Annotated in this window: 34 protein-coding genes; 18 read left to right on the top strand and 16 right to left on the bottom strand. The window is 61.6% G+C overall.

Translation table 11 applies throughout. From position 1 onward, the window contains the following. The first annotated feature begins 141 nt into the window (after positions 1-141). The 3 genes from I554_RS0116070 (at position 142) to I554_RS0116080 (ending at position 5,076) form a co-directional block, all read left to right on the top strand. Positions 142-3,324: an efflux RND transporter permease subunit gene (locus tag I554_RS0116070; RefSeq protein ID WP_024577449.1), complete on the top strand. Its 3,183-nt coding sequence runs from the start codon at positions 142-144 to the stop codon at positions 3,322-3,324. Continuing rightward, entirely contained in the window at positions 3,314-4,522 is a 1,209-nt protein-coding gene (locus tag I554_RS0116075) for an efflux RND transporter periplasmic adaptor subunit (protein ID WP_024577448.1), read from the top strand. Before I554_RS0116070 ends, I554_RS0116075 begins: the two co-directional genes overlap by 11 nt. Positions 4,523-4,632: 110 nt before the next feature. Next, positions 4,633-5,076, top strand: a complete 444-nt coding sequence (locus I554_RS0116080; RefSeq protein ID WP_024577447.1) for an MgtC/SapB family protein — start codon at positions 4,633-4,635, stop codon at positions 5,074-5,076. A 49-nt stretch (positions 5,077-5,125) separates the two neighbouring features. Here I554_RS0116080 and I554_RS26450 read toward each other — a convergent pair whose 3' ends face one another. Beyond that, positions 5,126-5,440, bottom strand: a complete 315-nt coding sequence (locus tag I554_RS26450; RefSeq protein ID WP_081710792.1) for a hypothetical protein — start codon at positions 5,438-5,440, stop codon at positions 5,126-5,128. A gap of 177 nt (positions 5,441-5,617) precedes the next feature. Between I554_RS26450 and I554_RS0116085 the strand changes: the two genes are divergently transcribed. Further along, on the top strand, positions 5,618-5,869 hold the full coding sequence (locus I554_RS0116085) for a hypothetical protein (RefSeq protein WP_024577446.1): 252 nt from the start codon (positions 5,618-5,620) through the stop codon (positions 5,867-5,869). A gap of 7 nt (positions 5,870-5,876) precedes the next feature. On the opposite strand, the gene I554_RS0116090 is transcribed toward I554_RS0116085, so the two are convergent. From I554_RS0116090 to I554_RS0116100, 3 genes are all read right to left on the bottom strand, one after another. Next, entirely contained in the window at positions 5,877-6,434 is a 558-nt protein-coding gene (locus I554_RS0116090) for a cupin domain-containing protein (protein WP_024577445.1), read from the bottom strand. 195 nt (positions 6,435-6,629) lie between these two features. Further along, positions 6,630-7,823 carry an ABC transporter substrate-binding protein gene (locus I554_RS0116095; RefSeq protein ID WP_024577444.1) on the bottom strand — a complete coding sequence of 398 codons (1,194 nt, stop codon included), beginning with the start codon at positions 7,821-7,823 and terminating at the stop codon, positions 6,630-6,632. 247 nt (positions 7,824-8,070) lie between these two features. After that, positions 8,071-8,316 carry a KTSC domain-containing protein gene (locus I554_RS0116100; protein ID WP_024577443.1) on the bottom strand — a complete coding sequence of 82 codons (246 nt, stop codon included), beginning with the start codon at positions 8,314-8,316 and terminating at the stop codon, positions 8,071-8,073. Positions 8,317-8,421: 105 nt separating this feature from the next. On the opposite strand from I554_RS0116100, the gene clpS reads away from it, so the two are divergent. Next, positions 8,422-8,733, top strand: coding sequence for an ATP-dependent Clp protease adapter ClpS (gene clpS / locus I554_RS0116105; protein WP_024577442.1), 312 nt, complete (start codon positions 8,422-8,424; stop codon positions 8,731-8,733). Positions 8,734-8,758: 25 nt separating this feature from the next. Here the strand turns inward: clpS and I554_RS26030 are convergent, their stop codons facing one another. From I554_RS26030 to I554_RS0116120, 3 genes are all read right to left on the bottom strand, one after another. Continuing rightward, positions 8,759-9,445: an outer membrane protein gene (locus I554_RS26030; protein ID WP_024577441.1), complete on the bottom strand. Its 687-nt coding sequence runs from the start codon at positions 9,443-9,445 to the stop codon at positions 8,759-8,761. Between the two features lie 122 nt (positions 9,446-9,567). Next, entirely contained in the window at positions 9,568-9,837 is a 270-nt protein-coding gene (locus tag I554_RS0116115) for a helix-turn-helix transcriptional regulator (RefSeq protein ID WP_024577440.1), read from the bottom strand. A 6-nt stretch (positions 9,838-9,843) separates the two neighbouring features. Then, a complete protein-coding gene (locus I554_RS0116120) occupies positions 9,844-10,404 on the bottom strand; it encodes a DUF2975 domain-containing protein (protein WP_029659585.1) in 561 nt (186 codons plus the stop codon). A gap of 175 nt (positions 10,405-10,579) precedes the next feature. Here I554_RS0116120 and I554_RS0116125 point away from each other — a divergent pair, with 175 nt between their 5' ends. Further along, entirely contained in the window at positions 10,580-11,644 is a 1,065-nt protein-coding gene (locus tag I554_RS0116125; RefSeq protein ID WP_024577438.1) for a phospholipase, read from the top strand. A 53-nt stretch (positions 11,645-11,697) separates the two neighbouring features. Beyond that, on the top strand, positions 11,698-12,552 hold the full coding sequence (locus I554_RS0116130; RefSeq protein WP_024577437.1) for a tetratricopeptide repeat protein: 855 nt from the start codon (positions 11,698-11,700) through the stop codon (positions 12,550-12,552). A gap of 16 nt (positions 12,553-12,568) precedes the next feature. Here I554_RS0116130 and I554_RS0116135 read toward each other — a convergent pair whose 3' ends face one another. Continuing rightward, positions 12,569-12,895: a hypothetical protein gene (locus I554_RS0116135; protein ID WP_024577436.1), complete on the bottom strand. Its 327-nt coding sequence runs from the start codon at positions 12,893-12,895 to the stop codon at positions 12,569-12,571. Positions 12,896-13,092: 197 nt separating this feature from the next. On the opposite strand from I554_RS0116135, the gene I554_RS0116140 reads away from it, so the two are divergent. The 3 genes from I554_RS0116140 to I554_RS0116155 all read left to right on the top strand — a co-directional run bounded on the left by I554_RS0116140 (position 13,093) and on the right by I554_RS0116155 (position 14,796). Beyond that, positions 13,093-13,401 carry an MliC family protein gene (locus I554_RS0116140; protein ID WP_024577435.1) on the top strand — a complete coding sequence of 103 codons (309 nt, stop codon included), beginning with the start codon at positions 13,093-13,095 and terminating at the stop codon, positions 13,399-13,401. 360 nt (positions 13,402-13,761) lie between these two features. Continuing rightward, entirely contained in the window at positions 13,762-14,352 is a 591-nt protein-coding gene (locus I554_RS0116150; RefSeq protein WP_024577434.1) for an NAD(P)H-dependent oxidoreductase, read from the top strand. A 42-nt stretch (positions 14,353-14,394) separates the two neighbouring features. Continuing rightward, positions 14,395-14,796: a hypothetical protein gene (locus I554_RS0116155; RefSeq protein WP_024577433.1), complete on the top strand. Its 402-nt coding sequence runs from the start codon at positions 14,395-14,397 to the stop codon at positions 14,794-14,796. Between the two features lie 97 nt (positions 14,797-14,893). On the opposite strand, the gene I554_RS0116160 is transcribed toward I554_RS0116155, so the two are convergent. Continuing rightward, entirely contained in the window at positions 14,894-16,312 is a 1,419-nt protein-coding gene (locus I554_RS0116160; RefSeq protein ID WP_024577432.1) for an MFS transporter, read from the bottom strand. A 114-nt stretch (positions 16,313-16,426) separates the two neighbouring features. Between I554_RS0116160 and I554_RS26920 the strand changes: the two genes are divergently transcribed. Beyond that, positions 16,427-16,576, top strand: coding sequence for a hypothetical protein (locus tag I554_RS26920; protein ID WP_152527599.1), 150 nt, complete (start codon positions 16,427-16,429; stop codon positions 16,574-16,576). A gap of 14 nt (positions 16,577-16,590) precedes the next feature. Here I554_RS26920 and I554_RS0116170 read toward each other — a convergent pair whose 3' ends face one another. Next, positions 16,591-16,800, bottom strand: coding sequence for a hypothetical protein (locus I554_RS0116170; RefSeq protein WP_024577431.1), 210 nt, complete (start codon positions 16,798-16,800; stop codon positions 16,591-16,593). Between the two features lie 31 nt (positions 16,801-16,831). Further along, entirely contained in the window at positions 16,832-17,038 is a 207-nt protein-coding gene (locus tag I554_RS0116175; RefSeq protein WP_024577430.1) for a hypothetical protein, read from the bottom strand. Positions 17,039-17,240: 202 nt separating this feature from the next. Between I554_RS0116175 and I554_RS0116180 the strand changes: the two genes are divergently transcribed. Beyond that, complete coding sequence (locus tag I554_RS0116180) at positions 17,241-17,900, top strand: VOC family protein (RefSeq protein ID WP_024577429.1); 660 nt, start codon at positions 17,241-17,243, stop codon at positions 17,898-17,900. Positions 17,901-18,042: 142 nt separating this feature from the next. Continuing rightward, positions 18,043-18,897: a 3-hydroxybutyryl-CoA dehydrogenase gene (locus I554_RS0116185; protein ID WP_024577428.1), complete on the top strand. Its 855-nt coding sequence runs from the start codon at positions 18,043-18,045 to the stop codon at positions 18,895-18,897. A 30-nt stretch (positions 18,898-18,927) separates the two neighbouring features. Here the strand turns inward: I554_RS0116185 and I554_RS0116190 are convergent, their stop codons facing one another. Then, complete coding sequence (locus I554_RS0116190; RefSeq protein WP_024577427.1) at positions 18,928-19,143, bottom strand: hypothetical protein; 216 nt, start codon at positions 19,141-19,143, stop codon at positions 18,928-18,930. Positions 19,144-19,316: 173 nt separating this feature from the next. Then, complete coding sequence (locus tag I554_RS0116195) at positions 19,317-20,228, bottom strand: DUF4344 domain-containing metallopeptidase (RefSeq protein WP_029659583.1); 912 nt, start codon at positions 20,226-20,228, stop codon at positions 19,317-19,319. Positions 20,229-20,396: 168 nt separating this feature from the next. Between I554_RS0116195 and I554_RS0116200 the strand changes: the two genes are divergently transcribed. The 4 genes from I554_RS0116200 to I554_RS0116215 all read left to right on the top strand — a co-directional run bounded on the left by I554_RS0116200 (position 20,397) and on the right by I554_RS0116215 (position 23,136). Continuing rightward, positions 20,397-20,597, top strand: coding sequence for a hypothetical protein (locus I554_RS0116200; protein WP_024577425.1), 201 nt, complete (start codon positions 20,397-20,399; stop codon positions 20,595-20,597). A gap of 73 nt (positions 20,598-20,670) precedes the next feature. After that, positions 20,671-21,093 carry a group III truncated hemoglobin gene (locus I554_RS0116205; protein ID WP_024577424.1) on the top strand — a complete coding sequence of 141 codons (423 nt, stop codon included), beginning with the start codon at positions 20,671-20,673 and terminating at the stop codon, positions 21,091-21,093. A gap of 289 nt (positions 21,094-21,382) precedes the next feature. Next, complete coding sequence (locus tag I554_RS0116210; RefSeq protein ID WP_029659966.1) at positions 21,383-22,021, top strand: flavin reductase family protein; 639 nt, start codon at positions 21,383-21,385, stop codon at positions 22,019-22,021. 116 nt (positions 22,022-22,137) lie between these two features. Continuing rightward, on the top strand, positions 22,138-23,136 hold the full coding sequence (locus I554_RS0116215; RefSeq protein WP_024577422.1) for a tripartite tricarboxylate transporter substrate binding protein: 999 nt from the start codon (positions 22,138-22,140) through the stop codon (positions 23,134-23,136). A gap of 133 nt (positions 23,137-23,269) precedes the next feature. Here the strand turns inward: I554_RS0116215 and I554_RS0116220 are convergent, their stop codons facing one another. After that, positions 23,270-24,244, bottom strand: coding sequence for a tripartite tricarboxylate transporter substrate binding protein (locus I554_RS0116220; protein ID WP_024577421.1), 975 nt, complete (start codon positions 24,242-24,244; stop codon positions 23,270-23,272). A 210-nt stretch (positions 24,245-24,454) separates the two neighbouring features. Here I554_RS0116220 and I554_RS0116225 point away from each other — a divergent pair, with 210 nt between their 5' ends. After that, positions 24,455-24,742: a GIY-YIG nuclease family protein gene (locus I554_RS0116225; protein WP_024577420.1), complete on the top strand. Its 288-nt coding sequence runs from the start codon at positions 24,455-24,457 to the stop codon at positions 24,740-24,742. Positions 24,743-24,830: 88 nt separating this feature from the next. On the opposite strand, the gene I554_RS27325 is transcribed toward I554_RS0116225, so the two are convergent. Together I554_RS27325 and I554_RS27330 are read right to left on the bottom strand one after the other, a co-directional pair. Then, a complete protein-coding gene (locus I554_RS27325) occupies positions 24,831-24,992 on the bottom strand; it encodes a hypothetical protein (protein ID WP_192817731.1) in 162 nt (53 codons plus the stop codon). Between the two features lie 198 nt (positions 24,993-25,190). Then, positions 25,191-25,355, bottom strand: a complete 165-nt coding sequence (locus tag I554_RS27330) for a hypothetical protein (RefSeq protein WP_192817730.1) — start codon at positions 25,353-25,355, stop codon at positions 25,191-25,193. Positions 25,356-25,464 lie beyond the last annotated feature (109 nt).

Below are 25,464 nucleotides of genomic sequence, written 5' to 3' on the forward strand. Positions count from 1 at the left end.
GCCTGAACAAGCGACTGTGAGTTCAGCGGCGTTGCGTCGCAGCGGCAGATTCAGCTAGATCAGCCCCAGACTGAAAGCGTGAAGACAACTGGTCTTTCCCGCAGGGGCAACGTCGCGCCTGCCGACCGAGAAAAACATAAGATGAATGCGCTTGTCCGGATTGCCCTGAGCCGACCCTATACTTTCGTCGTGCTCGCGCTCCTGCTTCTGATTGTGGGGCCACTTGCGGCTCTGCGCACGCCGACAGACATCTTCCCGGAAATCCGCATCCCGGTGATCGGCGTGGTGTGGCAGTACACCGGCCTGCCGCCGGACCAGATGTCTGGCCGCATCGTGACGCCGTTCCAGCGCGCGCTGACCACGACCGTCAATGACATCGAACATATCGTCGCCAATTCCTACAACACTTATGGCGTCATCAAGATCTTCTTCCAGCCGAACGTCGATATCCGCACCGCCAACGCACAGGTCACCGCGATCGCGCAGACCATGCTGAGGCAATTGCCCGCCGGTTCGACGCCGCCGCTGATCCTGAACTACAGCGCGTCGACGGTGCCGATCATCCAGCTTGCGCTCGGCGGCGAGGGGCTGACCGAACAGAACATGTTCGACATCGCCACCAACCAGTTGCGCACGCCGCTGGTCACCGTGCCCGGCGCGGCGATCCCGTGGCCGTTCGGCGGCAAGCAGCGCCAGATCCAGCTCGACATCAATCCGACCGCGATGCAGGCGCTCGGCCTGTCCGGACAGGACGTCGCCAACGCGCTCGCCGCGCAGAACCTGATCACACCGGTCGGCACCCAGAAGATCGGCAACTTCGAATACAACATCCAGCTCAACAACGCGCCGCGCAAGATCGAGGAACTCGGCAACCTGCCGATCAAGGTGGTCAACGGCGCGACGGTCTATATCCGCGACGTGGCGCAGGTGCGCGACGGCAACCCGCCGCAGACCAACATCGTTCACGTCGATGGCACCCGCTCCGTGCTGATGATGGTGCTGAAGGCGGGCGCGACGTCGACGCTCGATATCATCTCGGGCATCAAGCAGAAGATTATCGACACCAAAGATCAGTTGCCGGAACAGTTGCGGGTCAATCTGCTCGGCGACCAGTCGATCTTCGTGCGCGGCGCCATCGCCGGCGTCGCCTTCGAAGGCGTGCTGGCGGCGGCGCTCACCAGCATCATGATCCTGCTGTTCCTGGGAAGCTGGCGCTCGACGATCATCATCGCGATCTCTATTCCGCTGTCGGTGCTCGGGGCGATCATCTGTCTGGCGGCGATCGGCGAGACGCTCAACATCATGACGCTCGGCGGTCTGGCGCTGGCGGTCGGCATCCTGGTCGACGACGCAACGGTGACCATCGAGAACATCAACTGGCATCTGGAGCAGGGCAAGGAGGTCGAGGAATCGATCCTCGACGGCGCGCGGCAGATCGTGACGCCGGCCTTCGTGTCGCTGCTCTGTATCTGCATCGTGTTCGTGCCGATGTTCTTCCTCACCGGCGTCTCGCGCTTCCTGTTTGTGCCGATGGCGCTTTCGGTGATCTTCGCGATGATCTGGTCGTTCATCCTCTCGCGCACGCTGGTGCCGACGATGGCGAAGTACCTGCTGCACAAGCACATCCATCATGAGGACGGCGAGAAGCCGCCGACCCGAAACCCGCTCGTTGCCTTCCAGCGTGGCTTCGAAGCCCGGTTCGAGACATTCAGGGCGGGCTATTACGGCCTGCTGCAGATGGCGCTGGCGCACCGCAAGGTGTTCGTCACGGGCTTCCTCGCCTTCGTCGGATTGTCATTTCTGCTTGTGCCGTTCCTCGGCCGCAACTTCTTCCCCGCGGTGGATACGGGCCAGATCCTGATCCACGTCCGCACCCAGATCGGGACGCGGGTCGAGGAAACGGCCAACAAGCTTGCTGACATCCAGAAGGTGATCCGGCAGGTGATCCCGTCCGACAAGATCGACACCATGGCCGACAACATCGGCATGCCGATCTCGGGCATCAACCTGACCTACAACAACACCGGCGTGATCGGTCCGCAGGACGGCGACATCCAGATCAAGCTCAAGGAAGACCACAAGCCGACCGAAGAGTATGTCCGAGAGTTGCGCGAAAAGCTGCCGCGCGAATTCCCGGGCGTTTCGTTCGCGTTCCTTCCCGCCGACATCGTCAGCCAGATTCTCAACTTCGGCTCTCCCGCGCCCATCGACATCCAGGTACGCGGCGCGAACACGGCTGAGAACTTCAGGTACGCCAACGATCTGTTGCGTCGGATCAAGCTCATTCCGGGTGTCGCCGACGCCCGCATCCAGCAGTCGCCGAGCAGCCCGAGCTTTGAGGTCAATGTGGACCGGACCCGCGCGCAGTATGTCGGTCTCACCGCGCGCGACGTCACCAACAGCATGGTCGTGAATCTCGCCGGAAGCTCGCAGGTCGCACCGACCTTCTTCCTCGATCCGAACAACGGCGTGTCCTATTCGATCGTGATGCAGACGCCGCAGTACCAGATCGACTCGCTGAACAAGCTGGAGGCCTTGCCGATTTCCTCCGCCGGCATAGCCACAGCGCCGATGCTGGGCGGCATCGCGGACATCAAGCGCTCCACATCGAGCGCCGTGGTGTCACAGTACGACATCCAGACCATGGTGCAGATTTTCGCCACGCCGCAGGGCCGCGATCTCGGCGCGGTGGCCGCCGACATCAACAAGGCGATCGCGGAGACTGCAAAGGATCTTCCGCGCGGCAGCCGCGTGGTCCTGATGGGTCAGGTGGAAACCATGAACAGCGCGTTCGCGGGCCTGCTGTTCGGCCTGCTCGGCGCGATTGTGCTGATCTATCTCCTGATCGTGGTGAACTTCCAGTCGTGGTCCGATCCGTTCGTGATCGTCTCGGCGCTGCCTGCGGCGCTTGCAGGCATCGTCTGGATGTTGTTCGCAACCCACACCACGCTGTCGGTCCCGGCGCTGACAGGCGCCATCATGTGTATGGGCGTCGCGACCGCCAACTCAGTTCTGGTGATCGCCTTCGCCCGCGAACGTCTTGACGAACTCGGCGATCCGGTCGCCGCCGCGCTCGACGCCGGCTTCGTCCGGTTCCGGCCTGTGCTGATGACGGCGCTCGCCATGATCATCGGCATGACGCCGATGGCTCTCGGAATGGGTGAGGGCGGCGAGCAGAATGCGCCGCTCGGCCGCGCCGTGATCGGCGGCCTGATTTTCGCAACAACCGCCACATTGCTGTTCGTGCCGGTCGTGTTCAGTATGGTTCACAAGAAGCAGCCCGCGACATCCGCGACGGCGCCGGAGATGGTTCATGCAACCTGACAAGACTACACAAGTCTCACCGCGCAAACTCCGACTCTATGGCACCGTCGCCATAGGCGTGCTCGCAGCCGTGGTGGTTACCGGGATTATCACCCGCTCGAAGGGCGACGCCAATCTCAAGGAATGGACCGACGCGCAGGCAGTTCCGTCGGTCGCTGTTGCGCTGCCGGGCACCAAGCCGCTCAGCGCGACGCTCGATCTGCCGGGACGTCTGGAGGCCTATTCGCGTGCGCCGATCTACGCGCGTGTCAGCGGCTATCTCAAGAGCTGGGATGCCGACATCGGCGCGCAGGTTACGGCCGGACAGAAACTCGCCGAGATCGAAGCGCCGGACCTCGATCAGCAGTTGTTGCAGGCGCGCGCGGATCTGGCGAATTCGCAGGCCGCAGCGAAGCTGTCGGCTGCCACGCTTGCCCGCCGCAAGACGCTCCTGGCGTCGAACTTCGTCTCGCAGCAGGAAATCGATGAGCGTTCGGCCGACCTCGCCAGCAAGGAAGCGCAGGTCAACGCAATGAAGGCGAACGTGCAGCGCCTTGAAGCGCTCGCGAGCTACAAGAACGTCACCGCGCCGTTCGATGGCGTCGTCACCGAACGCAACACCGACGTCGGCGCGCTGATCAACGGTGGCACAGGTTCGGGCGCCGCGATGTTCGTGGTCTCCGACGTCAAGAAGCTGCGTCTGTATGTGAACGTGCCACAGAGTTATCTGCCCGGCATCAGGATGGGCGCGAAGGCGACGGTAACGGTACCGGAATATGCGGGGCGTACATTCCCGGCGACCATCGAGGCGTCATCGCAGTCGGTCGATGTGTCGTCCGGAACGACGCGGATGCAGCTTGCCATCGAGAACCCCAAGGGCGAATTGCGCCCCGGCGCTTTCGCCAACGTCAAGCTGGCGCTCGCGAGCGAAGCCCAGCCCCTGAGCATTCCGGCCAGCGCGCTGGTGTTCAACAACAGCGGCTTGCGTGTCGCGACCGTCACGGCTGGCGACAAGGTGCTGTTCAAGACCGTCACCATTGCACGCGACCTCGGCCGCGAGATCGAAATCGCCACCGGCCTTTCGCCGGATGACCGGATCATCGTGACGCCGCTCGACGGCATCGCGGATGGCGATCAGGTCCGCATCGCTGGCGGCAGCAAGGACAGTAAGGACGGCAAGCCCCGGACCAGTTCCAACGCCACCACCAAGACCGAGTAGCTCGCCTTCCTTTGGATGAGCCTGGTTCCAGGAACCGCTCTATATTGCGTGAGCTTTTTGTCGCGGTTCACCTGTCCGGAAAACCTCTACGGTGAACCGTGGAGAATCTCATGCAATCACTTCTTGAAGCGGCAGGCGGTTTCCGGCTCGGCCCTCATCTTGTCGCGTTGACGATAGCCTATGTGCTGGCGTTGCCGATCGGCTGGAATCGGGAAAAGGAAGAGCGCAGCGCTGGCTTGCGTACGTTCCCGCTCGTGGCGCTCGCAACCTGCGGCATCGTGCAGGCCACCGAGCACATTCTCGCAGGTCACCCCGAAGGCACGGCACGGATCATCGAGGGCCTGATGACCGGCATGGGCTTCATCGGCGGGGGCGCGATCCTCAAGACCGAGAATACCGTGCGGGGTACCGCGACGGCGGCAAGCCTGTGGGCCACGGGCGCGACCGGTGCGGCGGTCGGACTTGGCGCTTATGACGTCGCGGTGGTCATTTCCCTGTTCACCTTCCTGACGCTCTGGCTGCTCGTCCCCTTGAAGCAAGAAGCCAAGAAGTAAGTCCGGCGCGGTGTGAGCACGCCAGACGACTTCGATTGGGGTGGTCGGACTATCGGCCGACCTTACCGGGGTAGCCGGGATTGGACGTGCTATCGCCGGGCAGACCGCTCGGGGATGCGCCGGTCCCGATTTTTCCGGGTGTCGATGTGTTCGGCACGCCGGGCTGATTGATGCCGGTACTGCTGCCGGTTGTAGCCGGCGGCGCGGGAGCCGCTGCGGGTGGTGGGGTTGCGGGAGAAACGCCAGGCGAACCGGCGGCCGAGCCGCCGGGCGACGAAGGCGGGGCGACCTGGGCAGATGCCGCAAGAGTCGATGCCGCAAGCGCAGCGGCGACCAGCGTTGTCAGAAGCAATTTACGTCGCATTAGAACCTCCGTTGCTACAGGAGGCCCAACACATCGCGCGGTGCACCGTTCCGGATCAGCCACGCGATGCCTTCATGAGTGCCATGCCGTGAAAATAATCATCGTGCCGCTGTTCGTGTCTTGGAACATTCACCAAAAAAGCGCATTGTGAGTTCCGTCGGCTTTTGGATCAGCGTCATGCGTACCGTCGTCGCTCTCGCACTTCTTTGCACAGTGTCCGCGCCTTGCCTGGCGCAGGAAATGTCACCCAACTTTCTGAAAAAAGAACCTTATTTTCTCTCGCCATGGTCCGTCGTCTATGTCGACAACGGCAGCTGCGGCGTGGGGAAGGTGCTGAAGGTGACGGGCGCTCTTGGTGCGCTCCGCCGCAAGAAAGCCTGTGTCCCGATGGGACGCGAGCAGGCATCGCGGGCTATTGCTATCCCTTGAGAGCCGCCTAAGCGCTGCGTTTTTTCCATAGCTCGACCAGCGGCCCACGCGATCCGTAGACCGGATCGCTGTCCGGCAACGCAACCTCCGGAATGCTCTGGATCGCGAGACGATAGTTTTCCGGGGTCGGACGCCAGATCTGCATCTGCGGGCCGGGCGGGTAGGCGCCTACCACAACGAAATCGTCGCTGGCCGACAGACGCTGATGCCCTGTGCCTGCCGGCAGGATCGCCACGTCGCCTTTTCTGATCTCGAAGTCCTCGCCGTGGTCGCCGCCGAAACGCACCAGCGCACGGCCACGTGCGACGCCCAGCACTTCGTGCACCGTCGCGTGATAGTGGAGGTAGTCGAAAATGCCGTTGCGCCAGGTCTGGCCCCAGCCGTTGGCGGTGAAGGTATCCTCGACCACCTGCTCCGGATTGTCGTGATCGACGGCCAGCGCGCCCTTGTAGAGCAGGAACGGCAGCGAATTGTTCGGGACCAGTCCATCGTCCGGGAAGACGAAGGACACCGGATTGATCTTGAACGATGGCGTCGATGGGTCCGAGTCATACGTCGCAGTCATGGGTCCGAATCCATGGTTCTGTCATCAGATGGGGGATTTTGCCGGCGGCGAATGCCCGCGTGGCCGCCTCAGATACAACGCGGCCACGGCGGCTATGTTCCCGCCGACTTGCAGGTCACCCGCGACCAAAAGCAGAGGGCGCCGCGAGTTATCGCGACGCCCTGATCATGACAGAAGCCTGATGCGAACGCGGCGTCAGTCAGCCTTCACGACGTCGCCGAGCTGATCCCAGCTCTTGCCGTTCCAGCGCTGCATCTGCATCTGCGTATAGGCCTGATTCACCTCGGGTGTCGTGTTGATCTTGATGCCGGGCAGAACCGTCGGCAGCGCAAAGTCCTTGAAGCTCTTGGTCTGCTTCACGATGTTTTCGCGCGACAGATCGTTGCCTGCTTGCTTGATAAGCTGCTCCAGGATCATGCCCTGCTGATATCCGAACAGGTAGTTCTGGTCGGACAGATCGGCGCCGGGGAGATACTTCTGCGCGAAGGCCGTGAAATCCTTCACGCCCTGATCGTCCTTCCACTTCGGATCGGTCGCATCCTTCTGGAAGCCTGCGGTCAGAACGCCGGTGACCTTGTCCAGACCGACCGGCACGAAGGTATTGCCGATCGAGGCCGCGACGAAATTGACGAGCGTCAGCGGCTTCCATCCCATCTCGTTCATCTTGCGCAGCGCCTGCGCTGCGAACTTCGGCGTGCCCGCGATCAGAAGCGCGTCGGGAGCGGCTGCCTTCAGGTTGACGACCTGCGAGTCGACCGTCGGATCGGCGACTTCATAGGCAAGAGCGACCACCTTCGACGCGAATTCGTCCTTGTAGATCGGCTTGAACGCGTTGACGAAGTCCTTTCCGAGGTCATCGTTCTGGTAAAGGATTCCGACCTTTGCATTCGGAAGCTGCGCCTTGAAGTATTTTGCGTAGACCTTGCCCTCGGTGTCGTAGCTCGGAAGCGAGGTCGTGGTCAGCGGATATTCCTTGGAGTCCGTGAACTTGGTCGCGCCTGTGGTGATGAAAGCGTCCGGGATCTTCTTTCCGGTGAGGTACTTGATCGTCGCAGAATTCGACGGCGTGCCGAGCTGACCGAACATGAACGAGACTTCGTCGCTCTCGATCAGCTTGCGGGTGTGTTCGACAGCCTTCGGCGGGCTGTAGGCATCGTCATAGGTAATGAGGTTGATCTTGCGGCCGTTGATGCCGCCACGATCATTCACCTGATTGACGTAGGCGATCAGGCCCTTGCCTGCGTTGCCGAGGGAGGAGGCCGGTCCGCTGAACGGGAAGGTGGCTCCGACCTTGATCTCGGTGGCGGTGACGCCCGGAGCGTCCGCCGCGACGGCAGCCGTGGTCAGCGTGAGCGATGCGGCCAGCGCGGCGAATAATATCCTCGACATAGTGATTTTCTCTCCCGTAAGCCGCCCGTCCATTCGATGCGGATCATTAGTTCAATTTTAGAACTTGAAATTAGCTTCGGCTAAAAGGCGGTGCAAGCGGAAAGAATCCATTGAGAAATGAGTTTTGTGCGACATAAAGGCCGCCGATTGCCGCGATGCAGCTCTTTCAGTATCAATTTTAGACTAAGGGACTGGCTCGGGAGACGAAAGCACGGCATCGTCGAAGCGAAAGGACACGGCAGACCGGTCAGTCAAGGTCTGTTGAACCAGCTTGAGGCCGTCCGCCGTCGCGATGTTCGGTGAATTCGTAACGGTCTCGGATCAAGGTGTTGAAGAAGTCACCCTTCGAGGGTGCCCGGCAGAACTGAAAGTAGACCTCGCCGGGAACGCCGAAATAGCTGTAGGACCGTCCGCTCGTGAAAGTGACGTGAAGCTCGCGCGCCGGCGCGTTATAATCGATGCGCGAAATCACGCTTGATGCGACCTGCGGCATGCGGCTCTCGAAGTTCCCGACCCCTCGAATATGGGGGCGCGGATGATCGATACCAGTCAAATGCCTGCCTATGTGTCCGAGACAGATCGGTCCGAGAGACGCCTGATGAGCCCAGTCACTGTCAAACCGAAAACCACCACCAAAACCAGGATCAAGCTGGAGCGGCCGCCGCTCTACAAGGTGATCCTGCTCAACGACGACTACACGCCGCGCGAATTCGTCGTCACGGTGCTCAAGGCGGTGTTCCGTATGGGCGCGGAGACGGCAAGTCGTGTGATGCTCACCGCGCATCAGAAGGGCGCCTGCGTCATCGCGGTCTATACGCGCGATGTCGCCGAGACCAAGGCCAAGGAAGCGACCGAGCTTGGGAAGGCCAAGGGCTATCCGCTGTTCTTCACGACGGAGAAGGAAGAATAAATTATCGTTGTCCCAATCCAGGTAACTAAAAACGAATGTTCATGCCGGCCTTAGCGACCTGCGACGAAAGACTCCGCGTCTGCAGGAATTCGAGCCGATCGGAAGACGGGCTTTTGCCCATGCGGAAGTAGTTGTATTCGGCCTTGATCGAAAGATTGCTGGTGATGGCATACTCGATGCCGCCTCCGACGAGATAACCGGCTTGCCATTGGCTGCCGCCGAGTCCGCTGTTCGTGTTTTCCCGGTAGATCATCGCGATGCCGCCGGTCACGAACGGCAGGAAGCCGCCAATGGGCATGCCATAGCGCAGCTTTGCCGCACCGAGCCAGAGCGGATCGATCGTTTTGCTGATATGCGAAGGGCGGGAACGTTGCAGCCAGAGATAGCTCCCTTCGAGTTCGACGCCAAACACAGCCGGTGAGGAACTGCCGGCGATCTGAAGATTGTAGCCGGCCTGAAGGCCGCCGAGATGGCCGCCGTCGATCTGCGGCGAGTCCTTCGCGCTGTTGCGCGTATAACCAGCGTGAAGTCCCGCATAGTATCCGGTCCAGTTGAAGCCCTGCGAAGGAGCGTCGGACGATGGACAGAATAACGAGCGGCAGGACGTCTGAGCTTGTGCGCCGGCAGCCTGAATAGATGAAAGCACAACAACAGCGAGTGCGAACTGACAGCGGCGGCGCACGAAATATTCCTTTTCTTGTAGTTTCTTCAAGGGGGCGGCTCAGATTGGCGCCGCGCAATCCGGTGTGGAGATGACGTGCGGAATCGGTCACCCGTTGTCGGATGACAGTCCGGACTGTCGATCGATTGCTTCAGAAGGAGAGGGTGTATCCTCTACAGTGAGGATTTCTCGGTGACCGGGATGTCGTCAGGTATGGCCTCGGCAGACTCCGTGCCCGACAGGGGCGAGTACTCAAGAATGTCACCGGGCTGGCAATCAAGCACGAGACAGATGCGCTCGAGTGTATCGAAGCGAATGCCACGCACCTTGCCCGACTTGAGCAGTGACACGTTGGCCTCTGTGAGATGAATGCGCGCGGCAAGTTCTCGCGAACGCATTTTGCGTTTGGCAAGCATGACATCGAGATTGACGATAATTGGCATTTGCGGTCACACGAATTCGCGGTTTTCACGGGACAGGCGGACGGCTTCCCGCATGACGCTTGCGAACGCGATGAGGGCGAGCCCTCCAAGCACAGTCGCAAACTGGTTTACCTCAAGCTCGATCCCAATCATCCGGGCATTCGGCGGATTGTTTATCGTCAAAGCGAGGGTGGTGAGGACTTGAATGATCGGGGACAGCGCCACGCGTGCAAGCAATGCCAACCCGATGTTCCGGATACGCGCCGTGTTTTCAATCTCGAACACAATGCCCTGGGTGAAGGCCGAGAAGAGTCGGGACAATTGGACCAGTGCATAGAGGAAGGGCGCAGCGCCGATCAGGCTCAGGAGCGCGCCAACAACTCTGGTGCTGAAGTTGACGGTGATCGGTTTGATGCCCAGCGGGCCGGGCCAGGCGATCCAGCGTTGGATCAGTTGATCGTTCGACCAGGCCGTCGCAATGCCGATGACGATTGCGGCTGCGCAGACAAGGGATCCGACCGATACGATCCGCCCGATGCGCCGCAAGTGGTCATGACTTTCCTTGGGGGATAAAGCGATTGATACCATAGCGGACGTCCCATTTGTTTTCGATTCGATATATTTTTATTGTTTTACGATAAATAATGGCAAAATTGCGGCGAATGGATTTGTCTGCGTAGGTGCATTGCGAAGGATTTTAAGGTCAAGCACCTCTGGGGGGCGATACGTTCGAATTCAACAACGACCGGGGCTAATTCGAACGATGACATCCGACCCTGCAACGATCCTGCCGCCATTGTTCGCGTGCCTCGAGACGCTCGGCGTTATCGCGCGTCACCTCGATCCCCAGGCCTTCGGTGAAGTGATGGAGGCGGTCGGCACGCCGGATGCGGCGTTGCGTGCGGCCTATTCCGACTTCAAGCCGTCCGATGCGTCGGACGACGTGGGCAAGCGTCTTGTCGCCGCGAGCGACGAAGCCCTGTCCGCGTTTGCCGAGTTGCGTGCTGCGCTGGATGGCGGCGATATTCGCGCCGTGTTCAAGGCCCTGCGTCATCTGCCGCGTGCGCAGGAGGCGCTTTATCCGCTCGCTTCGATGATTCCTGCGGTGAGCAGTTTCTTTCTCGATCCGTCGGTGCGGTCGGATTCTGATGTGGTGGCGCGCGCCATGCAGCCGCCCCGCGAGAATGAGACTGGCGTTTTTCATGTTGAGAATGAGCCACGCACGCGCGGCGGCTTCTCGCTCTACGTGCCTGAAACCTACACGCCTGATCGCGCGTGGCCGCTTGTGGTCGCGCTGCACGGCGGCAGCGGGCATGGCCGCGGTTTCCTGTGGAGCTGGCTGCGCGACGCGCGCAGCTTCGGTGCGATCCTTGTCGCGCCGACATCGGCAGGCAATTCGCTGGGCAGCACGTGGGCGCTGATGGGCGACGACAACGATACGCCGAACCTCGCGCGCATCGTGGAGCAGGTCAGCGCGCAATGGAATGTCGATCCCAACCGGCGGCTGCTGACAGGCATGAGCGACGGCGGCACGTTCTGCTATGTCAGCGCGCTCGATGGCGGCTCACCCTTCACGCACCTTGCGCCGGTGTCCGCGACATTCCATCCGATGCTGATTTCGATGGCCGACCCGCAGCGCATGCAGGGGCTGCCGATCTATCTGGTACACGGCGCGCTGGACTGGATGTTTCCGGTCGAGGTGGCGCGGCAGGCGCAGCGCGCCCTGAGCGCAGCGGGCGCGAACGTGACCTATCGCGAGATCGACGATCTCGCCCACACCTATCCGCGCGAGATCAATGCGCCGATATTGGACTGGCTGAAGGCATAGCGGTGCGGGCCGTTGTCGGGGTATAACAGATCATCAAGTGATCCGGGTTCCCGATGAAGCAGACCGCAGTTTCCATTGCACATATTTTCAGCGTCGCCGCGCTCGCGCTGATCGCCGCCGCCAATCACGCGCCGGCGCACGCGCAGTCGGCCGATCTTGTGCTGTGCGACCGGCTCGCCGCCGATCCCGCCGACCCTGACAAGCCTGCGGATGTGAAAGGGGTCCCCAGCGTAGCGGCGGCCGATGTCGCAACCGCAATCAAGTTCTGCAAGCAGGCGTCCGGATCGCGGCGCGCGATGTATCAGCTCGGGCGGGCCTATGCGGCGAACCGCCAGGGCGCGGAAGCCATCGGCGCGTGGCGCAAGGCCGCTGACAAGGGCAGCACGTCGGCGATGGTCGAACTCGGCGTCGCCTATGCGACGGGCGCAGGTATCGCGAAGGACGAAGCCGCAGCAGCAAAGCTGTTCGAGCGCGCGGCGCAGGGCGGCAATCCGCGCGGCGTCAGCAATCTCGCCGCGCTGTCGGGCAAGGGCGGTGCCGCGCCAGCGCCCGCCGACGCTGCACGATCGCGCAGTCTTCTGACAAAGGCGGCGGAGACCAACGCGGAAGCGCAGTTTCAACTGGGACTGATGTTGCAGGATGGCGTCGGCGGTCCGAAGGACGACGCCGGTGCGCGCAACCTGTTCGAGAAGGCGGCGGCGCAGGATCACCCCGGCGCGCTGGAGCGGATGGGTGCGTTCGCGAAGGAAGGCCGCGGCGGTCCGCAGGATTCCAGCGCAGCGAAAACCTACTACGAGAAATCCGCAGCGCTCGGCAACGAGGACGCCAAGGCGGCGCTCAAGCGCGCGGAATGTCCGTATGTGCTCAAGGACAAGTCGGGGAAGGTCGTCACCAACCTGTGCTTCTGACGGCGACGGAGTTGCGTCAGCGTTCGCCCGCTCTTTGTTCTCGCGCGATGTGTGAGCTGATCGCAGTTTCGGTTGCGCGAGGACGTGGCGTGCGCTCGGCAGGCTCCGGATTGAATCGGAAGATTTCCAGGCTGCGCAGATGCGTCGACGCTCGCGAGACGAACACCGGGGTGTCGCCCGCGATCGCCCGGATGGTCTCCGCGCCGCAGCCCGAACACGCATAGGTGAACTCGAGCTTGGTCATCGCCCAGCGCACGTCCATCACCTCCATGAGGTGGCGTCTGCAGTCCGGGCACACGATCACGGCCGGTTTCGCATCCCGGAGCGGCACGTTTTCGAGCATCTGAACTCTCCTTCCTGACCGAAGGACGGCGGACATACGCGTCTGATGGCCCCTGCGAAATCGCAAGCACCGGCGACGGCCGCAGTTTACCGCCATGCAGGGGGTAACTCCCGGGAACTGTTGCGATATGCACAGGAAAGGTGGGTCTGCTAGAGTGGTTCGGTCGGCATTGTCCACAGGGAGCGGGGATGCGAACCATGAAACTGCTTGTCGTATGTCTTGCTGCGGCGCTTGCCGTTCTGGTCGATGCGGAGTCGTCTCCCTTGTCCGCACAGACCTTCCAGAGCTTCACCTGCGCGGATGGCGCGAGCTTCACGGCAGCCTTCCTGAAATACGATCCGAAGCAGGTCCATCTGCAACTCGATGGCAAGGCCGTCGCATTGAGGAAGCGGTTTACGCTGACGGGTGCGCGCTACACCGGGCGCGGCATCACGCTGACGATGAACAAGTCCGGCACCATTCTGCGGCATGGCAAGCGCGGGCCGACTGCATGTACCAAGCAGTGATGATGACACGCAGCGCTTAGAATGCAGCCACGACAAACTCTGGCCTCATTATCTCGCCACGCTTCCTGTACGCCGCAGGGTGGGGACTCGTCGGCGCGACACGGGGTGTTTGCGTAAAAATCTGAATCAACAAGGCCTTGACCGGCCATCGATGACTCATGGGTTCAACAAGCCTGGGGAGGCGACATGAAATCAGCGAGGGAAACCGCCGCGCGCAGTCTTGCGCATCTGGGAATTATCGCGGCCTTCGCGGTCATCGCCGTTGTGGTTTTCTTGCGCTGACGCATCTCGAAAACTTCCGGTTGCGTCATGTATGGTCCGGGTTACGGTGATCCTGACGCAACAGGAGTCCCGTGATCCATGACCGACCGTATTCTCGTTCTCTACGGGTCTTACCGTTCCGACCGGATGGGCATTCGCCTTGCGGATTTTATCGTGAAGGGCTTGCGCGAGCGCGGCGCGGACGTCGAACTGATCGACGCAAAGGCCGTCGGCCTGCCGATGCTGGACCGGATGCGCAAGGAATATCCGAAGGGCGAAGCACCGGCGGCGATGGAAGAGCTGGCGCAGAAGATCATCGCGGCTGATGGTTTCGTGTTTGTCACCGGCGAATACAATTGGGGACTTCAGCCGGGCCTGAAGAATCTCACGGATCACTTTCTGGAAGAATGGTTCTGGCGGCCGGCGGCCATCGCCAGCTATTCGGCGGGGCGGTTCTCCGGCGCGCGTGCGGCGCTGGCCTGGCACGGAACTCTGTCGGAGATGGGCATGGTGGTGACATCGAGCACCATCGCGGTCGGACCGATCGGGCAATCGCTCTCCGCGACAGGAGAGCCGACCGGGCCGGGCGGCGAGGCGCTCGCAAGATCGTTTCCGCGTTTCGCCGATGACCTGATGTGGTGGGTCGAGGCCGCCAAGACCCAGCGTGCGAAGAAAGCGCCGCCGTATTAGGGCGCGGACGCGGGATCTAACCCATCGAAGGAGTCATCCGCCATGCATATCATTCGAAAACTTCGTGAGTCAGGCGACGCCACCGTGGCTGACTACGAAAATATTCTCGCCGCGAATGTTGTTTTTCACAGCCCGGTGTTGATACGGACCATTGAAGGTCGTGAGGTTCTTGCAAAGATCTTCGCGACCTCGACCACGCTACGAGAAGGTGCCTATACAGGTGAGTGGAAGTTGGACGACCGAAGAACCTTACTGAGATGGAAGGGAAAAATTCAGGGTCACGAGCTGGAAAGTTTCGATCTTATCGAAGAAAACGACGAAGGACTCATCGTTGATCGCACCATAGCTTTTCGTCCGATGCCCGCAGCGAAACTTTTCCGGGATGCCATGCGAACCGCTATGGGAGGCTCTATTCCAGACGATTTCTGGGAATATACAAACTAGAGTTTCAGTGGACTGGCGATGTCGTTCGCTGCGATGTCGGTCTTTTTCGGAGTGAAGCCGACATTCCGCGAGCCGTGCCGACAGAACGAGTCCTAGTCTAAGGCTTGGGATCGCGCGCGATCAGTAGAAACGCCGAGAGTGATGCGCCGATACAAAGCACCGCGGCGCAAACGCTCGCGATCCCGAACGCGGTGGGGAGGGAGGATCCCATCGTAGCCAGTACTCCGCCGATCAGCGCGGTTGTGACAAGGCCACCGGTGCGTGCCACCGCGCTGTTCAATCCTGACGCTGCGCCGACATGGTGTTTGTCCACCGACATCAGCACAGCGGTCGTCAAGGGGGCGACGGCACCTGCCATGCCGAGCGCGATGACAATCATCGCCGGCAGCACATCGCGCCAGTAGCTCTGTGCCGCGCCGATCCGGATCGCGAGCAGAAAGCCCAACGCGACGACAAGAGGCCCGATGATCAACGGCCATCGCGGTCCGGTTTTGGCGGCGAATGCGCCAGCGAGCGGCGAGGCCACGGCGATCACCAGCGGCAACGGCAGCAGTGCCGCACCGGCCTGCGTTGCGGAGTAGCCGCCCGCCGTGATGAGCACGAACGGCACCAGCACGAACAGGCCGCCGAGCGCGCCGTAGAGCAGGAATGTCAGCAACGTGAGGCCGACGAAGCTCGGCGAGCCGAACAACACCAGCGGCATCATCGCCCTGTCGCCGCGGCGATGCTCCGCCCACAGGAACGCGATCAGGAATGCGCCCCCCGCCGCCATCAGCGCCACGGCGAATAGCGACCAGCCATGCGCGGAGCCTTCGGTCAGGGCCCAGGTGGTCAGCCCGAGCCCGAGGGTGGCGAGCAGAGCGCCCGTGGTGTCGAGCGGATTCGTCGACTCTTCGCGGTCGGCGGGCACGGCGATGGAGGCGAGCCAGATGGCGGCGACCGCCAGCGGCAGGTTGACCAGAAATGCGAACCGCCAGCTTCCGATATCGATCAGCCAGCCGCCGAGCACGGGACCGATCGCCCCGGCTGCGGCACCCGTCGCGGCCCAGATGCCGATGGCGCGGCCTTTCGCTTCGCCGGAAAATGTTTGTCCGAGGATCGCGAGGCTGTTCGGCATCAGCATTGCCGCACTCGCGCCCTGGACGAAGCGTGCAGCGAGCAGGGAGCCCAGCGTCGGCGCCAGCGCACAGGCCAGCGAAGCAATCGCGAACAGCGCGACGCCAGCGATCAAGAGTTGCCTGCGGCCATAACGGTCTCCCGCCGCGCCGCCGAGCAGCAGGAGTGCGCTGAGCGGCAGGAGATAGGCGTTGATCACCCACTGCAACTGGCTGGCGTCGGCGTGGAAGTCTGCGCCGATTGCAGGCAATCCGACATTGACCACCGAGCCATCAATGAAGGCGAGGCTCGACGCCAGGATGGTGGTTGCGATCACAAGGCCGGGGCGGACTGCAGTGCCGCCGCAAGGCTGGATTTGCGCGGTGGCGATGTCACACGAAGAATGGAGAGCGTTGGTCATGCGTCGCTTGTACGGGAAACGGTATCACGGGGTAAGCCGCGGCGCGGAACGTATGGAACGACAGCGCGCGTCACGCATTAGCGACCATTGCCGCACTCACGAGAGGTGTGTCCGATGATCCGCAAACTGAAATCGGGCGAATACAGGCTCTATTCACGAAAGGCCGATCCGAAGACCGGCAAGCGGCGCAACCTTGGCACATTCAGGTCGCGCGCCGCCGCGGAAAAGCACGAGCGGGAGGTGCAATATTTCAAGCGGCATTGATCTGCCGCGCGGTGTCATTTCGCGCTGGTGCCGTCCTGGGATGTTTGCTCGATGGAGCGAGGCCCCGTCAGCCACAAGGGCACGTAAGGCTTCCGTTTCGGGGCAGCCTTGTCGATGATGACAGTCATCATGGTCAGTTGCGTGTGGATCAGGACCGGGTCGTCGGTTTCAGATGCAGCCTTGATCAGCGTGCGCAGATGCTTGAATGCCTGAGTGGACTCCATCGGGGCCTCCCTGTGTGCTCAATACGGGCAACTAACTCCAAGGGCTTTCAACGGTCTTTGGCATCCTGCGGCTTCGCTGGCTGATCCGCTCCAGCGCACGAACGACATGATCGTCATCAAGTACGGATCGCAGACCGTTGATCGTGGCCTCGCGATCCTGCGGGCTGGATCCAATGGTGCGGCCAAGGATGCGACGCGCCTCCTGAACAGCCGCAATGACGGTTTCCTGATCGTCCATTGTGGAACTCCGCTGTCCCCAACGCAGGCGGGATGACAAGTTAAACCGGCTCGCTGGCGGTTTGGTTCCCGGCGGCCCGGTGTCTGTGGTTGATTTTTCGGGGCCATGCAGGGCGGGGCCGCGGAAGAGGGTTCATGAGCGGCTGCCCGCCATGTAGGCTCGATGCTTCGGTCGCAAGGCACCCAAACCCAAGGAGCCGGACATGAGCACTCCCCAGACGCGCAGCACCGACATGAAGCTGGAGGTTGTCGTCATTCCCGTGGCGGACGTCGATCGCGCCAAAAGCTTTTACGGCGGATTGGGATGGAGGCTGGACGCAGACTTCGCCGCTGGTGACGACTGGCGCGTGATCCAGTTCACGCCGCCGGGCTCGGAGTGCTCGGTCATCTTCGGAAAGAATGTCACTGCGGCGGCTCCCGGTTCCGCGCAGGGGTTGTATCTGATCGTCTCCGACATCGATGCTGCTCGCAACGACCTGCTTGGCCGGGGCGTCAAGGTCAGCGAGGTGTTTCACGGCGTCGGCGCGCGGCACACCGGCACGGATGAGCCTTTCCTGTCGGGGCGGCACCGGGTCAGCGGCCCGGCCCCAAATCGCAGCAGCTATGGCTCATATGCCTCGTTCAACGATCCGGACGGCAACGGCTGGCTGTTTCAGGAAATCACCACGCGGCTGCCCGGTCGTGTGGAGGCGGGGGACACGGTCTTCAAATCATCAGCTGAACTGGCGGCAGCACTGACCCGCGCGGCGATAGCGCATGGGGAACACGAGAAGCGCACCGGCGGCCAGCACGATGCCAACTGGCCGGAGTGGTACGCCGCATTCATGGTGGCCGAGCAGGCGGGGACGCCATTGCCGACGTAATCACAGGAAGCGCGGGCGTTCCTGCGGGATGTTAGCTGTAGCGCCGCCGGGCGGGGCAGAGTAGATACCCGGCCCATGGACGGCGCAGACGGTTCCTGAGAGGTCTGCGCCCTTGAATTGAAGCATTGAAAGGACGCGAGATATGATTGAAACGGTTGGCATTATCGGCGCCGGCACCATGGGCAATGGCATCGCGCAGATCTGTGCGGCGGCGGGCCTCCAGGTCGTGATGGTGGACATTTCCGACGCGGCCGTATCGCGCGGCGTCGCGACCATCGGGGGCAGCCTCGACCGTCTCGTCAAGAAGGAGAAGATGACTGCGGCCGACCGCGACGCCGTGCTCAAGCGGGTCAACGGCACCACCGACAAGTCCAAGCTGTCGTCCTGCGATCTGGTGATCGAAGCCGCGACCGAAAATGAAGACCTCAAGATCAAGATCCTGAAGGACCTCTGCGCCAACCTGCAGCCGCGTGCACTGGTCGCGACCAACACTTCGTCGATTTCGGTGACGCGTCTGGCGGCAGCGACCGATCGCCCGGATCGCTTCATCGGCATGCACTTCTTCAATCCGGTGCCGGTGATGCAGTTGCTCGAATTGATCCGCGGCCTCCAGACCTCCGATGACACCCACGCCAAGGCACTCGCTTTCGCCCAGCGCGTCGGCAAGGTCGCGGTCACCGCGAAGAACAGCCCGGGCTTCGCGGTCAACCGCATCCTGTGCCCGATGATCAACGAGGCGATCTTCGCGCTGTCGGAAGGCATCGCGTCTGCGGAAGAGATCGACGCCGGCATGAAGCTCGGCTGCAACCATCCGATCGGACCGTTGGCGCTGGCCGACATGATCGGCCTCGACACCATGCTGTCGGTGATGGAGGTGTTCTACAACGGATTCAACGATCCGAAGTATCGGCCCGCGCCGCTGCTGAAGGAGATGGTCGACGCCGGTCATCTTGGCCGCAAGACCGGCCAAGGCTTCTACAACTACGCAAAGGCCTGAGTCAGGGCGGGCCAAACCCGCCGCGTCACCTTAAGGACGCATGAAGGCGAAGTCGGTGTCCGGATCGCAGTTGTCGGCAAGAAAGCGCAACTCCGACTGGACATCGGCCACGCCGCGCGTTTCCAGATATTTCGAGACGACCAGCCCCAGCAGCGCACGGCACACCCCGTCACTGTCCTGTCCTGACGCTGCGGCTTCGGCAATGGCTGCCGCGAAGTGACGGTTTGCGATTTCAGATGCGGACATCTTTGGCTCCTTGGTGCTCACCGGCTTTTGCACGGCAAACCATACGCGTCCCTTGATCCTGATCAAATGCTGAAGTGCCGCAAGGCTGTTTCAAACAGCGGAGGCGGAAAATCTGTCCCGGAAAATTTTTCTCTCTCGCGCGCGAGTGGCGGCGCGGTCGTCCGGTCGTTGTCTTATGGTCGTGCGAGACGGGCGCGCCGCTCGGTGACGGTTCGCGCCCAGACCTCGTGGAATTTTGCGGCACGCCGCTTGTCGATATGCGGACCGATCAGCTTGGTCATGGCGAAGGTGAGGTCCTCGTATTCATAGGGACAAAGCTCGGCACGCTTCTTTGGCAGGAATTCCAGTTCGACCACATCGGCAAACAGCTTGCTGTCAGCGCCGTAAGCAATGCACAGGACGTTATAGGCGCGCTGCGCGGGCAGAGAGTGTTCGTTCGAGAATGCATCCACCTCCATGGTGACCCGCACGCCTTGCGGCATCTGGATATTGTACCCGTAGGCCGCGCCGAGGATCAGCTTGCGCGCTTCCTCCTTGCCGAGCCGGAGCATGACATAGGCGGCGAATTGATCGGCGGCGTCTTCCTGACGGCCAAGGATGGGGATCTGCAGCATGTCATAGACGGCATGGCCGGTCTCATGCAGGAAGACATCGAGAACCGGGCCGAGAATGGTATCGGCGCGGGTAATTCCCATGGGAAGCTCCTGCTTCGATGCGTGCTTCAGAAACTCCGCCAGCAATTCGTAACAGACCTTGACCACCTCGTTGCTGTACCAGGCGTTCGGGACGCCGTCGCAGCCCGCGACCGTGAGTTTCAGCGGATAGGGCAGGCGGAGCGGACTGAGCAACTCCTGCAAGTTCTCGAGGGCGCGGCCCTGCTTCATCTGGTCGTAAATGGCCTGATGCGCGGGGTCTTTCGGTGGCACATATTCGTATTGAATCTGATTGGATTTGCTGCGTGCGGATGCGGGTGCACCGGCGGCGAACAGTGTCACAATTACAGCGGCGGCCATTGCGGCACACAGCGCGAGCGTTCGGCACCACGAGCGGTTCGGTCTCGGTGTGCTCTCCACGGGATCGGGCATGAATGGTCTCACGCGGCAGGAAATAGTGGATCAGTCTCCGCCGGGAGCAAATGCCGGTCAAACGGAAAGTGCGGTTGGTGGATGTATCGGCTGTCTGTTTGGATAGTTCGTGCGGGGCCGATCTGGTGTAGTCTTGATCCGGTTCTCAGGTTTGATGCGGAGGTCGACATGTCGCTCGTCAGAATGCTGGTTGCTTCTGTTATCGTGATGATTTTCGCGTCCGTGCCGGACACCGCCCGCGCCGCTGACGCGTGGGGCTGCGACTACGACAAGTGCGTCGCCTATTGCACCAAGATATCGGGCAAGCACTGCACGACCCATTGCGAACGGCGGCTTCAGGACAAGCGGCGCGACAAGATCTGCAAGTAGCGCAGCCCTTCCGTACCGGCAGGTGTGCGTTGCACCGGTTGCCTCCGGTCGTGGAGCGGCTTACATCGGGCATATGACTTTACCCGCCAATCCCGTCATTCACACCTTCCATCCTGAGCTGACCGAAGAGAACATCGCGAAACTTGTCGCGACGTTCTACGGCCGCGCGCGCGAGGACGATCTCATCGGCCCGATCTTCAATGCGGCGGTAAAGGACTGGGATCATCACATCGCGCAGATCAGCGATTTCTGGTCGTCGATGGTGCTGCGGACCGGCCGCTATAACGGCCGCCCCATGCGTCCGCATCTCGTGTTGCCGCTCAAGGGCGAACACTTCGATCGCTGGCTAATGCTGTTCGAGCAGACCGCGCGCGAAATTTTCGGTGGTGACGTCGCGGAAGCCTTCATCATCCGTGCTCGCCGTATCGCCGACAGCTTCGAGATGGGCATCGCCACGACACGCGGCGAGATCGCCCAGCCGAGGCACAGCGTCTAAGGGACAGCTTTCCAGCCGGCTTCCGCGAAGAAAGACACGTCATCCCGTCATGCGCTCGATGCGACGTGCGGGGAGAGCTTGACACGTTCCAAAAAAGAACTGTAGCGTTCAAACTATAATAAACCTGTCTCGGAGCCGGCTTACGGCTCTTGTGAATGGGATCATAAGGGCTACGGAGGAAACGATATGAACGCTCGCCCAGCCATGCTGGTTGCGATGTCCCGTGCGGCCGCCTGCGGTCCGCTGTCATTCAGTGAATGATCCGGGGGCAATCGTGGATAGCGATCACATGCATTATTACGAGCCCTCGCAGGGGCACGGGCTGCGGCACAATCCGTTCAACGCGATCATTGCGCCGCGCCCGATCGGCTGGATCTCGTCCCTGAGCAGTGAGGGACAACTCAATCTGGCGCCCTACAGCTTTTTCAATGCGTTCAATTACGATCCGCCGATCCTTGGCTTTGCATCGATCTCCTGGAAGGACAGCGTCAAAAACGTCTCGGACACCGGTGAGTTCGTCTGGAATCTGGTGACGAAAGAACTGGGCGATCAAATGAACAAGACGTCTGCGCCGGTCCCGCATGGCGTCAGCGAGTTTGATGTCGCCGGATTGACCACGGCGCCCAGCCGTCACGTCAAGGTGCCGCGCGTGCTGGAAAGCCGTGCCGCGATGGAATGCAAGGTGACCGAGATCGTCAAATTCAAGAACTGGAAGGGCGAAGCGGTCGAAGGGTGGCTCGTTCTCGGCGAGGTGGTCGCGGTCTACATCGACAAGGCGCTCATCAAGGACGGCGTCTATCAGACGGCACTTGCGAACCCGATCCTGCGCGCAGGGCGGGGTGGCGATTATGTGGAAGTGACGCAGGATCGCATGTTTGAGATGGAGCGGCCGCCGGGAAGCAGCAATCCGGCATTCCACGGCTCCTGATCAGCTTCCGCGCTGGATGTCATGCGACGCGCGATGATGATTTTTTCTCAAATACGAAGTTGAAGGCAAGATTCTAAGAACATGAACCCCGAGGACACGAACAAGGGATAGCTGACATGTACCTTAAATCCTTCAGACGTTCCGCGAACGGTCTGCTGCTCGCAGTGTTTGCCGTCTGCCTGAGCTTTGCGGCCATGGCGCAGAACTTCCCGACGCGCCCCGTCACGATCAAGACCGCTTTCCCTGCGGGCGGACCTGCCGACGCGGCGATCCGCGCGGCGAACCAGATTCTGGAGCGTAACCTCGGCCAGACAATGGTGACGGAAAACGTCGCGGGCGCTGCCGGTTCGATCGCCGCAACGGCGGTGCTCAACGCCACCGCCGATGGATACACGCTGCTCGGAACGACGGTGTCGGATCTTGTGACCGCGCCGTTCACGATCGTGTCTGCGAAATACAAGCCGGAAAGCTTCAAGCTGCTGGGGCTGGTCGGCACGTCGGATTTCATCCTCGTGTCCAGTTCGGCGCATTCGTTCAAGTCGCTTGACGAGTTGATCGCCTATTCAACGAAGCCCGGAAACAAGGAGCTGACGCTCGGTCACTGGGGCAGGGGCTCGACCGCACATATCGTCGGTGCCGACTTCCAGGTGCGGACCAATGCGAAGTTCCTCGAAGTTCCGTACAAGGGCGTCGCGCCGGTCATGGCGGACATTACCGGCCAGCATCTCGATCTCACGTTTGCGCCGCTGGGCGGTCCTGTCCTCGAACTGATCAAGGGAGGCAAGGTGAAGGCCATCGCGGTCGCAGGCGACAAGCGCAGCCCGCAATTGCCGGATGTGCCGACCATCAGCGAGAGCGGAGGGAACCTGAAGAATTTCGAATACACGATTTCGTCGGCACTGTTCGCGCCGCCGAACACGCCGGAGCCGATCATCAAGCGCATGAACGACGCGGCGAATGTCTGGGTCGCGAGCCCGGAATATATGGACCGGGTGAACATTCAGGGTTCGCGGCAGATGCCGCCGATGACCGTCGATGAAGCGCAGGCGTTCTTCCGCAAGGAGCAGGAGAAGTTCAGCGCAATGGCGCGCACGCTCAAGCTGGAAACGCAGTAAGTCTCGCTTGTTTGCGTGGTGCCGCAAGAGATGCGACTCCGTACGGCAAGAGATTAAACGAAGCTAAGATATAGAACGTGTAAAGGGCGGCTGATCGAGCATCAGCCGCCCTTTTCCGTTGTTTGCCTTATCTTTATTCCGCCTTGATATCCGCTGCGGTGATGACCTGCTTCCAGCGCGCGATCTCTTCGCCGACGAACGCCTTGAACTCCTCCGGCGAGGTGCCCATGGCGACGATGCCCTGCTGCTCGAGCTTCTTCCTCAGGTCGGGATCGGCGAGGGCCTTCTTGGCCTCGGCGGACATGCGGTCCACGATCTCCTTCGGCACGCCCGCAGGCGCGACGATGCCGGCCCAGGTGCCGGAGGTGAAATCCTTCACGCCCTGCTCGATCAGCGTCGGCGTGTCGCCCGCCGCCGGCACGCGCTCCTTCGCCGCGACGCCGAGCGCCCGCGCGTTGCCCGCGCGCACCTGCTCCATCAGGGGGCCGATGATATCGAACATCACGTTGATCTGGCCGCCGACCAGATCCTGCAGCGCGCCTGCGGTACCTTTGTAAGGCACATGCTGAAGATTGATGCCCTCACGGCTCTTGAGCATTTCCATGGTCAGGTGCGCGGCGGAGCCGATGCCGCTGGAGGCGAAATTGAGCTGGCCGGGCTTCGCCTTCGCCAGCGCGATCAGCTCCTGCATGTTCTTCGCGGGCAGCGACGGCGTCGCGACAATGATCAGCGGCGCCACGCTCATCAGCGAGACGTAGGTGAAATCCTTTTCCGTGTTGTAGGGCAGGTTGGCCTTGAGCGAGGGATTGACCGAATGCGCCGCGATCACGGTGCCGAAGGTGTACCCGTCGGGCGCGGCCTTGGCGACGGTGTCGGTGCCGATGGCGGCGTTGGCGCCCGGCTTGTTCTCGATCACGATGCTCTGCCCGAGCGAGGCTGCGACCTTCTCCGAGACAAGGCGCGCCATCATGTCGGTGTAGCCGCCCGGCGTATAAGGCACGACCATGCGGATCGGCCGGTTCGGCCAGCCTTGAGTTTGGGCCGATGCGCTGCTGGCAGAGGCGGTAATGACGACAAGCGCACCTAGCGCGCGGACGAGGGACTTCATACAGCGTTTCCTTTCCATATCCGCGATGTCTGGCCGGTGAGCCAGCCGCGGCTTTTGTTATCCGCGAATCCTACACAGGCCGGAAAGGATTGGAAAGGCGCGCGGAAAAGCGGGAAGATCAAGCGGGTGATGCGACAGGGTGTAAAAAAGTGCGAGCAATTCCCCGCTCCGCTCATCCCCGCAAATGCGGGGATCCAGAGGCGACAGTGCATGAGCTTTTTCGTTTATATGCTGGCGAGCCAGCGCAACGGCACGCTCTATGTCGGCATGACTGACGATTTGCTGCGCCGTATCTGGCAGCATCGGACGAACGCGGTGCCGGGCTTCACGTCCCGCTATGAGGTGAAGATGCTGGTCTGGTACGAGGTACATGAGAGCCGTGAATCAGCGTTTATACGAGAGCGGCAATTAAAGAAATGGAATCGCGGCTGGAAGCTGAGATTGATCGAAGCGGGCAATCCGGGATGGCGTGATTTGTGGGCTGATCTCTCATCGTGATGTCGTCCGGAGTATCTAAAAACTGGGTCCCCGCCTTCGCGGGGACGAGCGGAACCCGGCATCTGCCGCGACGGGACGTGGCGCTCGGTTAGAGCGGCGAGGCGAGCGGGGTTCGCTTCACGGTCTGCGCTGTCACCTGATAGTGTGTACCCATGTACAGGATCGCGGACCCCGTCAGGATCATGATCGCGATCACCAACGCCAGACACAGCTGCGTTTCATGTTTCTCGTCGCCGAGATGAAGCCGCATGCGCGTCACTCCGCTCGCCTCAGGAGATGACAATACGCGGAGCGCCGAGGCGTTCCAGCAGCAGGGCTGACGTATCGGCGGACGTTTATGTGCGGTGCGGGAATTGCTGCAGGGCCGCACGATACGGCGCGAAGCGAAGCTCAATCCGGAATCTGCGTGGGAGAGCGCGACCCCGGACTCCGCTTCGCTTCATCCATGTCAGGCGCGCGATCTGCCGCGCTTCACGATATCGCCGGTGAGTTTATCGATGTTCGGTGCGGAGTCGCCCCGCAACCGTTCGACGAACCAGAATGCCCAGATCGCGGCGAACGCGAGAAAGAAGATGGCTGCGCACGACAGGGCTGCTTGAAGGGCTGTGGACATGGCATCCTCCGGATCACTGCGATCATCGCAGGAGTCGGAGGCTAGACCGGTGCCCGCTTCCTCGAATTGATCTGGCGCAAGCCGGAGAAAGGACGTTACGGCTTGCCGC

Source organism: Afipia sp. OHSU_II-C1 (genome assembly GCF_000497575.1).
In the GTDB taxonomy this organism is placed as follows: Bacteria; Pseudomonadota; Alphaproteobacteria; order Rhizobiales; family Xanthobacteraceae; genus Afipia.

Excerpts from the sequence above, each read along its gene's own strand:
- I554_RS0116070 (WP_024577449.1), top strand. The coding sequence starts at position 142 with ATGAATGCGCTTGTCCGGATTGCCCTGAGCCGACCCTATACTTTCGTC.
- I554_RS0116075 (WP_024577448.1), top strand. The coding sequence starts at position 3,314 with ATGCAACCTGACAAGACTACACAAGTCTCACCGCGCAAACTCCGACTC.
- I554_RS0116080 (WP_024577447.1), top strand. The coding sequence starts at position 4,633 with ATGCAATCACTTCTTGAAGCGGCAGGCGGTTTCCGGCTCGGCCCTCAT.
- I554_RS26450 (WP_081710792.1), bottom strand. The coding sequence starts at position 5,440 with ATGCGACGTAAATTGCTTCTGACAACGCTGGTCGCCGCTGCGCTTGCG.
- I554_RS0116085 (WP_024577446.1), top strand. The coding sequence starts at position 5,618 with ATGCGTACCGTCGTCGCTCTCGCACTTCTTTGCACAGTGTCCGCGCCT.
- I554_RS0116090 (WP_024577445.1), bottom strand. The coding sequence starts at position 6,434 with ATGACTGCGACGTATGACTCGGACCCATCGACGCCATCGTTCAAGATC.
- I554_RS0116095 (WP_024577444.1), bottom strand. The coding sequence starts at position 7,823 with ATGTCGAGGATATTATTCGCCGCGCTGGCCGCATCGCTCACGCTGACC.
- I554_RS0116100 (WP_024577443.1), bottom strand. The coding sequence starts at position 8,316 with ATGCCGCAGGTCGCATCAAGCGTGATTTCGCGCATCGATTATAACGCG.
- clpS (WP_024577442.1), top strand. The coding sequence starts at position 8,422 with ATGAGCCCAGTCACTGTCAAACCGAAAACCACCACCAAAACCAGGATC.
- I554_RS0116115 (WP_024577440.1), bottom strand. The coding sequence starts at position 9,837 with ATGCCAATTATCGTCAATCTCGATGTCATGCTTGCCAAACGCAAAATG.
- I554_RS0116120 (WP_029659585.1), bottom strand. The coding sequence starts at position 10,404 with ATGGTATCAATCGCTTTATCCCCCAAGGAAAGTCATGACCACTTGCGG.
- I554_RS0116125 (WP_024577438.1), top strand. The coding sequence starts at position 10,580 with ATGACATCCGACCCTGCAACGATCCTGCCGCCATTGTTCGCGTGCCTC.
- I554_RS0116130 (WP_024577437.1), top strand. The coding sequence starts at position 11,698 with ATGAAGCAGACCGCAGTTTCCATTGCACATATTTTCAGCGTCGCCGCG.
- I554_RS0116135 (WP_024577436.1), bottom strand. The coding sequence starts at position 12,895 with ATGCTCGAAAACGTGCCGCTCCGGGATGCGAAACCGGCCGTGATCGTG.
- I554_RS0116140 (WP_024577435.1), top strand. The coding sequence starts at position 13,093 with ATGAAACTGCTTGTCGTATGTCTTGCTGCGGCGCTTGCCGTTCTGGTC.
- I554_RS0116150 (WP_024577434.1), top strand. The coding sequence starts at position 13,762 with ATGACCGACCGTATTCTCGTTCTCTACGGGTCTTACCGTTCCGACCGG.
- I554_RS0116155 (WP_024577433.1), top strand. The coding sequence starts at position 14,395 with ATGCATATCATTCGAAAACTTCGTGAGTCAGGCGACGCCACCGTGGCT.
- I554_RS0116160 (WP_024577432.1), bottom strand. The coding sequence starts at position 16,312 with ATGACCAACGCTCTCCATTCTTCGTGTGACATCGCCACCGCGCAAATC.
- I554_RS26920 (WP_152527599.1), top strand. The coding sequence starts at position 16,427 with ATGATCCGCAAACTGAAATCGGGCGAATACAGGCTCTATTCACGAAAG.
- I554_RS0116170 (WP_024577431.1), bottom strand. The coding sequence starts at position 16,800 with ATGGAGTCCACTCAGGCATTCAAGCATCTGCGCACGCTGATCAAGGCT.
- I554_RS0116175 (WP_024577430.1), bottom strand. The coding sequence starts at position 17,038 with ATGGACGATCAGGAAACCGTCATTGCGGCTGTTCAGGAGGCGCGTCGC.
- I554_RS0116180 (WP_024577429.1), top strand. The coding sequence starts at position 17,241 with ATGAGCACTCCCCAGACGCGCAGCACCGACATGAAGCTGGAGGTTGTC.
- I554_RS0116185 (WP_024577428.1), top strand. The coding sequence starts at position 18,043 with ATGATTGAAACGGTTGGCATTATCGGCGCCGGCACCATGGGCAATGGC.
- I554_RS0116190 (WP_024577427.1), bottom strand. The coding sequence starts at position 19,143 with ATGTCCGCATCTGAAATCGCAAACCGTCACTTCGCGGCAGCCATTGCC.
- I554_RS0116195 (WP_029659583.1), bottom strand. The coding sequence starts at position 20,228 with ATGCCCGATCCCGTGGAGAGCACACCGAGACCGAACCGCTCGTGGTGC.
- I554_RS0116200 (WP_024577425.1), top strand. The coding sequence starts at position 20,397 with ATGTCGCTCGTCAGAATGCTGGTTGCTTCTGTTATCGTGATGATTTTC.
- I554_RS0116205 (WP_024577424.1), top strand. The coding sequence starts at position 20,671 with ATGACTTTACCCGCCAATCCCGTCATTCACACCTTCCATCCTGAGCTG.
- I554_RS0116210 (WP_029659966.1), top strand. The coding sequence starts at position 21,383 with ATGCATTATTACGAGCCCTCGCAGGGGCACGGGCTGCGGCACAATCCG.
- I554_RS0116215 (WP_024577422.1), top strand. The coding sequence starts at position 22,138 with ATGTACCTTAAATCCTTCAGACGTTCCGCGAACGGTCTGCTGCTCGCA.
- I554_RS0116220 (WP_024577421.1), bottom strand. The coding sequence starts at position 24,244 with ATGAAGTCCCTCGTCCGCGCGCTAGGTGCGCTTGTCGTCATTACCGCC.
- I554_RS0116225 (WP_024577420.1), top strand. The coding sequence starts at position 24,455 with ATGAGCTTTTTCGTTTATATGCTGGCGAGCCAGCGCAACGGCACGCTC.
- I554_RS27325 (WP_192817731.1), bottom strand. The coding sequence starts at position 24,992 with ATGCGGCTTCATCTCGGCGACGAGAAACATGAAACGCAGCTGTGTCTG.
- I554_RS27330 (WP_192817730.1), bottom strand. The coding sequence starts at position 25,355 with ATGTCCACAGCCCTTCAAGCAGCCCTGTCGTGCGCAGCCATCTTCTTT.